Source organism: Pseudoflavonifractor sp. BSD2780061688st1 E11, assembly GCF_005844125.1.
Lineage (GTDB): Bacteria > Bacillota > Clostridia > Lachnospirales > Lachnospiraceae > Sellimonas > Sellimonas catena.
The window spans coordinates 47,998-55,554 of record NZ_SPHM01000024.1 but is presented as its reverse complement, the minus strand read 5'-3'; the positions used below and the strand labels follow the sequence as shown (position 1 = coordinate 55,554).

The window sequence follows — 7,557 nt, the reverse complement described above, 5'->3', positions numbered from 1 at the left end:
GCATACGAAGATTTAGTAAAGATGAGCCTGGATGAGCAGAAGCGTCTAGAGTATGAAGCCAGAGAGAAAGCGATCCTGGATTACAGATCCAATATGGAGGGAGCCAGGAATAGGGGCTTCCAGCGGGGCATGGAGCAGGGCTTCGAGCGTGGAATTACTCAGGGAGAGCAGTCGATGCTGATTCAGCTTTACCGAAAGAACCGTCTGACGTTGGAAGAGGCGGCAGAAGAGGCAAAAATGCCAGTAGAAGAGTTCCAAAAGCTTGTGGAAAGCAAAGAGGAATAATATACATTTTTGCGGAAGGCGGTCTTCCGGTAGAAGATGTTGCGTGGGCATGTGACTGTTATGACGCAGCGCGGGAAATGCAGATCGGAACGTCTTTGAATCTCTGGGATATCCCGGCTATGCAGTAGTGTGCGGGTAGAAAAACAGCATGAAAAAGTGAAAAAGGATAGATTATCAGCACTCTTTTGGAAAGAGTGCTAATTTTCTATTGACTTTTTCAGATTCGAGTATTAAGATTACTGTTAGATGTGAAAAGAAGATATGCCGGCGGAGCTGAAAGTGCCATGAGAAGGAGTGCACCGCCGGCACGATATATGATGAAGGAGTGATTATCATGTCAGTAAAAAAAGGAAGTCTTTCCATCAGCAGTGAAAATATTTTTCCTATTATAAAGAAGTGGGTGTATTCAGACCATGACATTTTCTTCCGTGAGATGATTTCAAACGGATGCGACGCCATTACAAAGCTGAAAAAGCTGGATATGATGGGCGAATACAGCCTGCCGGAGGATTACAAGCCGGAGATTCACGTTGTGGTCAATCCGGAAGAGAAGACACTGAAATTCATCGATAACGGTATCGGTATGACAGCAGATGAGGTAGAAGAATACATCACCCAGATCGCATTTTCCGGTGCAACCGAGTTCCTTGAGAAATATAAAGATAAGACGACAGAAGACGATATGATCGGCCACTTTGGACTTGGATTTTACTCTGCGTTCATGGTAGCGGATGAAGTGCATATCGATACTCTTTCCTATAAAGAAGGAGCTGAATCCGTTCACTGGGTAAGCGAAGGCGGCACAGAGTATGAGATGCAGCCAGGCAATAAGGAAGGCGTAGGTACCGAGATTACTTTGTTCTTAAATGAGGACAGTTTACAGTTTGCAAACGAATACCGTGCAAGAGAAGTACTTGAGAAATACTGCTCTTTCATGCCGGTTGAGATTTATCTCGAAAAGGCCAATGCACCGACCGAGTATGAGACCATCGATGAGAGCGAACTGAAAGATACCGACGTCGTAGTAGAGCACATCCATGAAGATGCAAAGATGGAAGAGCGCGAGAATGAAAACGGCGAAAAAGAAATGGTAGAAGTTTCTCCGGCTAAAGAGAAAGTCAAAATAGAGAAACGCCCGGTTCCGATCAATGACATTCACCCGCTGTGGGCAAAACATCCAAACGAATGCAGCAAAGAAGACTACATCGAGTTTTACAGAAAAGTATTCCTGGATTACAAAGAACCATTATTCTGGATCCATCTGAATATGGACTACCCGTTCAACCTGAAAGGAATCCTGTACTTCCCGAAGATTAACACCGAGTACGATTCCATTGAAGGAACAATTAAGCTGTACAACAATCAGGTATTTATTGCGGACAATATCAAAGAGATCATTCCGGAATACCTGATGCTCTTAAAAGGTGTGATTGACTGTCCGGATCTTCCGCTGAACGTATCACGAAGCGCTCTGCAGAACGACGGATTTGTAAATAAAGTGGCTGACTACATTTCCAAGAAAGTCGCTGACAAACTGACAGGAATGTGCAACACAGATCTGGAAAATTACGAGAAATACTGGGACGATATCAGTCCGTTCGTAAAATTCGGATGCCTCAAAGACCAGAAATTCTGCGATAAGATGATGGATTCCATCCTCTTCAAGAACCTGGATCACAAGTATCTGTCCATGAAAGAACTGATCGGCGAAGCACCGGAAGAAACCGAAGAAGAAAAGACAGAAGATCAGAAAGCAGAAACAGCAGACGAGAAGAAAGAGCCGGAGAAGAAGACCATCTACTACGTGACAGATGAACAGCAGCAGAGCCAGTACATCAACATGTTCAAGAGCCAGGGCATGGATGCGGTCATCCTCTCCCACAATATCGACTCTCCGTTCATCACACAGTTAGAGCAGAGAAATCCACACATCCACTTCCAGAGAATTGACGCTGATGTCACAGATCAGTTCAAAGAAGAAGTGAGCGCAGAAGAAAAAGAAACATTCGACAAACGCGCAGAAGAAATTGCCGGTATCGTGAAAAAAGCGATGAACAACGAAAACTTAAACGTCAAAGTCGAAAAACTCAAAGACGAGAGCGTTGCATCCATGATGACCCTCTCCGAAGAGTCCAGAAGAATGCAGGAAATGATGAAGATGTATGGCATGGGCGGTATGGACGCCTCCATGTTCGGAACCGACACCACACTCGTACTGAACATCAACCATCCACTGGTACAGTATATCGAAAACAACAAAGACAACGAAAACATCAACCTCATCTGCCAGCAGCTCTACGACCTGGCAATGCTGTCAAACAAACCACTCAACCCGGAAGAAATGACAGCATTCATCAAACGAAGCAACGACATCATGATGATGCTCACAAAATAACTTTTTTATTCAAAGGGGACGTGTTCCGATGCATCGGAACACGTCCCCTTTGAAAAATCTGTATTGCAATCTGTACCGTACAACTTTTGCGTTTGTGGTGTTTTCTACCGATTTTCTTCGAATTCCAGTCCTTTTTGTGTGAATATTTTGGTTACCATGCTGTCCCATGTGTGTTCCAGGCTTTTGTCAAGTACAAATGTGTGAAAGGATGTTCCAGTGGTGCATGTGAGTCTGGTGCCGTCGAAGCGGAAGTTCAGATACAGTCCTTTGATATCGCTGGTTTGGTATGGGAGTCCTTCGTTTTGGAGGAGGGACTCGATCTGGTCCGGAGCGAGGGAGAGAATGAAGTGAAAGCGTAATGGTGTCTGTTTTCCTTTGATGAGGGAGAAGCAGTATTCTCTTACCTGTTTCCAGCGGACGTAAGGCTCAGGGCTTTCATTTTCGGTGTCCGGATAGAATTCCGGGTGGTAGGTTCCGTCGATCTGGAAGGTGCAGTAGGTCGTGATTTCTCCGCTGATGAAGGAGAAATTGTCGAAGCGGCTGGACAACAGAAGGACGGACATACAGTTTTTTGTATTCATGATATAGCTGACCATTCGTAAGCCTCCATGGTTTGTAGTTTCTTAATTTCCTTGTACCAGTATACCAGAATCGTTGTAAAAAAGATATAGACTTGTTTGGAAGTTCTCCCGGCGTTGACTTTTTGTCTTGTTGTAAGTAAGATAGAGGTAGCGCAAAATGAGATCAGGAGGTCAGATGACAATGAATGAAATAGAACGCTTGCTTACATTTACAAAGGAAGCAGTTTCCCCGTTCCATACGGTGGAGGCGGCGGGAAAGCTGCTGGAGGAGAAGGGATTTTCCCCGCTTTCCTGGAAAGAGGAATGGAACCTGAATCCGGGCGGAAAATACTACCTGGTTCACCATGGATCCGCGCTCTTTGCATTTACCATCGGAAAAGACGCAAAGAAGGAGCAGGAGATACGGATGGCGGCAGCCCATGGTGATTTTCCGGGATTTCGGATCAAACCGGATCCGGATATGAAGGCAGAAGCGTATATCAGGCTGAATACGGAGCCTTATGGAGGGGTGAATCTGGCGAGCTGGCTGGACCGTCCGCTTTCAGCAGCGGGACGTGTGGCAGTCCGCGGGAAAGATGCCTTTCATCCGGAAATGCGGCTGGTAGATTTTGAAAAACCGGTTCTGACGATTCCGAATATTGCTATTCATCTGGATCGTGAGATGAATAAAGGAAGAGAATTAAACCGTCAGACCCAGATGCTCCCGCTTGCAGCCATGGGAACCGGAGCGGAAGAGAAGGGATTTTTTAAGAAATACCTAGCGAAAAAGCTGGATGTAGCGGAGGAGGATATTCTGGAATATGAGATGAATATCTACAATGCGGATCCGGGAGAGCTGATTGGATTTGAAGAGGAATTTGTATCCGGACCGAGACTGGACGACCTGACCGGAGTGCTTGCGATTCTGGAAGGTCTCTGGGACGGCGAAAGAACGGGCGGCATCAATCTTGGAATCGTGTTCGACCATGAGGAGATCGGAAGCAGCACCAAGCAGGGAGCCGGATCGACGCTGCTTCTTCTGCTTCTGGAGAGAATTGTGACAGCTCTTGGATGGGACCGGATGGATCTTCTGAGAATGCTGGAGGATACGATGCTGCTTTCTGTGGATGTAGCCCACGGTGTACATCCGAATTATCAGGAAAAGGCGGATCCGACGAATCATCCGGTGCTGAACGGGGGATTCTGTATCAAGGAAGCTTCTTCCCAGAGCTACGCTACGGACAGCGAAGCGATTGCCATTGTACAGGCACTCTGCGAGGAAGAAAAGATTCCGTACCAGAAATTTGTAAACCGCTCGGACGGAACCGGTGGCGGAACACTGGGAGCGATTGCGTCCGCCCTGGTACCGGTGCGGACCATTGATATCGGCGTGCCGCTTCTTGCCATGCATTCCAGCAGGGAACTGATGGGAAAGAAAGATATGAAAGCGCTGACTTCCTTTATCCGCACTTTCTTTTCAGCGGAATAATGGAAGATGAGAAAGAGAAAAGGGGAGAAAACAGGATTTTGAACAGCCAGATCGAACGACAGTTTCAGGAACGTTCCAAAAGAGAAGCCTTACGTCTGAATAAATTTTTGAGCGAAGCAGGGGTCTGCTCCCGCCGGGAGGCGGACCGTCTGATTGAAGCCGGCCGGGTGACCGTGGACGGAAAAAAGGCCGGGACCGGCATGAAGATCACGCCGGGACAGGAAGTCCGGGTAGACCAGAAACTGGTGAAACCGGAGGAGGAAATGATTGTCCTTGCGGTCAACAAGCCAAGGGGAATTGTCTGTACGGAAGAGAAGCGGGAGCCGGACAATATTATCCGCTTTCTCAATTATCCGACCAGAATCACGTACGCAGGCAGGCTTGACAAGGATTCCGAGGGACTTCTTCTGATGACAAATAACGGGGATATTATCAATAAGATGATGCGGGCAGGCAATTATCATGAAAAGGAATATCTTGTTACGGTGGACAAACCGGTGACAGAGGAATTCCTGAAGCATATGGCCCGTGGAGTTCCGATTCTTGATACGGTGACAAGACCATGTCAGGTAAAGAAAGAGGGGAAAAAGACCTTCCGGATTATCCTGACACAGGGACTGAACCGTCAGATCCGCCGGATGTGCGAGGCACTCGGCTATAAGGTCGTGACGCTGAAGCGTGTGCGGATCATGCAGATCCGCCTTGGAGATTTAAAGCCGGGGCAGTACCGGACTCTTACAGAGCAGGAGCTTGCAAGCCTGGATCGGATGCTGGAACACTCTTCCAACATGCCGGAGCGTGACCGGAAGAACCGGGAAAGAAAAGAGAACAGGAGACAGAAACCATGACAAAAATACAGGGAAGCATAGAAGAAAAGAAGCAGAGGATGACCGAGCTTGTCGATCTGTTGAATCAGGCAGGACGCGCCTACTATCAGGAAGCGCGGGAGATCATGAGCAACTTTGAGTATGACAGGCTTTATGATGAACTGCTTTCGCTGGAGGAAGAGCTTCAGACGACCCTTGCGGCAAGCCCGACGGTGCATGTCGGATACGAGGTAGTCAGCGAGCTTCCAAAAGAACGGCACGAGCGTCCGATGCTCTCTTTGGACAAGACCAAGGAGGTGGGCCGTCTGAAAGAATTTCTGGGAAACCAGACTGCCCTGCTTTCCTGGAAAATGGACGGGCTTACGATTGTCCTGACCTACCGGGACGGGGCGCTTTTTAAGGCGGTCACCAGAGGAAACGGAGAAATCGGGGAGGTTGTTACCAACAATGCCCGGGTGTTCAAAAACATTCCGTTAAAGATTCCTTATCAGGGAGAACTGATTCTCCGTGGCGAGGCGGTGATCCGCTACGATGATTTTGAGCGGATCAACGAGGAAATCGAGGATGTGGATGCGAAATACAAAAATCCGCGGAATCTTTGCAGCGGTTCCGTGCGGCAGCTGAATAATGAGATCACGGCAAAGCGAAATGTCCGCTTTTATGCCTTTTCCCTTGTGCGGGCGGATGGCGTAGACTTTGAGAACTCCAGAAAACGCCAGATGGAGTGGTTAAAAGAACAGGGCTTTGAGACTGTAGAATATCATATGGTAAATGCAGGCACGATCGAGGAAGAAGTGGCCTGGTTTGCGGATCAGATTCAGAAAAATGAAGTGCCGTCCGACGGGCTGGTGCTTCTGTATGACGACATTGCTTACGGCCAGTCTTTAGGAAGTACTGCCAAATTCCCCCGGGATTCCTTCGCTTTTAAATGGGCGGATGAAATCCGGGAGACGACGCTTCGGGAGATCGAGTGGAGTCCGTCCAGGACAGGGCTGATTAATCCGGTGGCTATTTTCGATCCGGTGGAGCTGGAGGGAACGACCGTTTCCAGAGCCAGCGTCCACAATATCAGCATTATGGAGGAACTGGAGCTGGGCGTCGGGGACCGGATTCAGGTGTACAAGGCCAATATGATTATCCCGCAGATCGCGGAAAATCTGACCAGAAGCGGAGTACGGGACATTCCGGAAACGTGTCCGGTGTGCAGCGGGAAGACTGAGGTCCGGCAGATCCTGAATGCGAAAGCGCTCTACTGTACGAATCCGCAGTGTCAGGCAAAACAGATCAAGGCATTCACCCTTTTTGTCAGCCGGGATGCCATGAATATTGACGGGCTTTCTGAGGCGACCATGGAAAAGCTGATCGGAAAGGGATTCATCCACGAGTTTGCGGATATCTACCACCTGGATGAACACCGGGAGGAGATTCAGGGGATGGACGGTTTCGGAGAAAAGTCCTGCCAGAATCTGCTGGACAGTATTGAAGCGTCCAGAGAGACGACACTTTCCAGGCTGATCTACGCCCTTGGTATTGAAAACGTGGGGGCGGCCACGGCAAAACTGATTTGCAGACAGTTTGATGACGATCCGGAAAAGATTGCCGATGCAGACCGGGAGGCATTGAGCCGGATTCAGGGAATCGGGGATGTTATTGCCGGAACATTTACAGAGTATTTTCAGGATCCGGAAAAGAGAGCCCGGTATGAAAATCTGTTAAAGGAAGTTCATCTGCAAAAGGAAGAACGGCAGGAGCAGCAGAGCTTTGCCGGAATCAATTTTGTCATTACCGGATCGGTTACACATTTTAAAAACAGAAACGAAGTCAAGGAAGAGATTGAGAAACGGGGCGGTAAGGTGACAGGTTCTGTAACATCCAAAACAAACTACCTGATCAACAATGACACCGAATCCACTTCCTCCAAAAACCGGAAGGCGAAAGAGCTCGGAATTCCGATTCTTTCGGAGGAAGATTTTCTGGATATGCTGAAAAACGAGGGATAAA

General features: G+C 48.2%; 6 protein-coding genes. 5 read left to right on the top strand and 1 reads right to left on the bottom strand.

Annotation, left to right across the window (positions count from 1 at the left end; all coding sequences use genetic code 11):
- Both FGQ85_RS18400 and htpG read left to right on the top strand, forming a co-directional pair.
- A partial coding sequence (locus FGQ85_RS18400; RefSeq protein ID WP_347563094.1) for a hypothetical protein occupies nucleotides 1–285 on the top strand: 285 nt, incomplete at its 5' end.
- A 334-nt stretch (nucleotides 286–619) separates the two neighbouring features.
- The gene (gene htpG, locus FGQ85_RS11595) at nucleotides 620–2,680 is read left to right on the top strand and encodes a molecular chaperone HtpG (protein WP_138373532.1); all 2,061 of its coding nucleotides are present in this window, start codon (nucleotides 620–622) and stop codon (nucleotides 2,678–2,680) included.
- Nucleotides 2,681–2,784: 104 nt separating this feature from the next.
- Here the strand turns inward: htpG and FGQ85_RS11590 are convergent, their stop codons facing one another.
- Nucleotides 2,785–3,276, bottom strand: a complete 492-nt coding sequence (locus FGQ85_RS11590) for a DUF5721 family protein (RefSeq protein WP_087169252.1) — start codon at nucleotides 3,274–3,276, stop codon at nucleotides 2,785–2,787.
- 160 nt (nucleotides 3,277–3,436) lie between these two features.
- Between FGQ85_RS11590 and FGQ85_RS11585 the strand changes: the two genes are divergently transcribed.
- From FGQ85_RS11585 to ligA, 3 genes are read left to right on the top strand one after another with little or no spacing between them, the layout of a single operon-like run.
- The gene (locus FGQ85_RS11585; RefSeq protein WP_138373531.1) at nucleotides 3,437–4,729 is read left to right on the top strand and encodes a M18 family aminopeptidase; all 1,293 of its coding nucleotides are present in this window, start codon (nucleotides 3,437–3,439) and stop codon (nucleotides 4,727–4,729) included.
- Entirely contained in the window at nucleotides 4,729–5,577 is an 849-nt protein-coding gene (gene rluF / locus FGQ85_RS11580; protein ID WP_347563093.1) for a 23S rRNA pseudouridine(2604) synthase RluF, read from the top strand. Before FGQ85_RS11585 ends, rluF begins: the two co-directional genes overlap by 1 nt.
- Complete coding sequence (gene ligA / locus FGQ85_RS11575; RefSeq protein WP_243273029.1) at nucleotides 5,574–7,556, top strand: NAD-dependent DNA ligase LigA; 1,983 nt, start codon at nucleotides 5,574–5,576, stop codon at nucleotides 7,554–7,556. Before rluF ends, ligA begins: the two co-directional genes overlap by 4 nt.
- The last annotated feature ends 1 nt before the right edge of the window (nucleotide 7,557 follow it).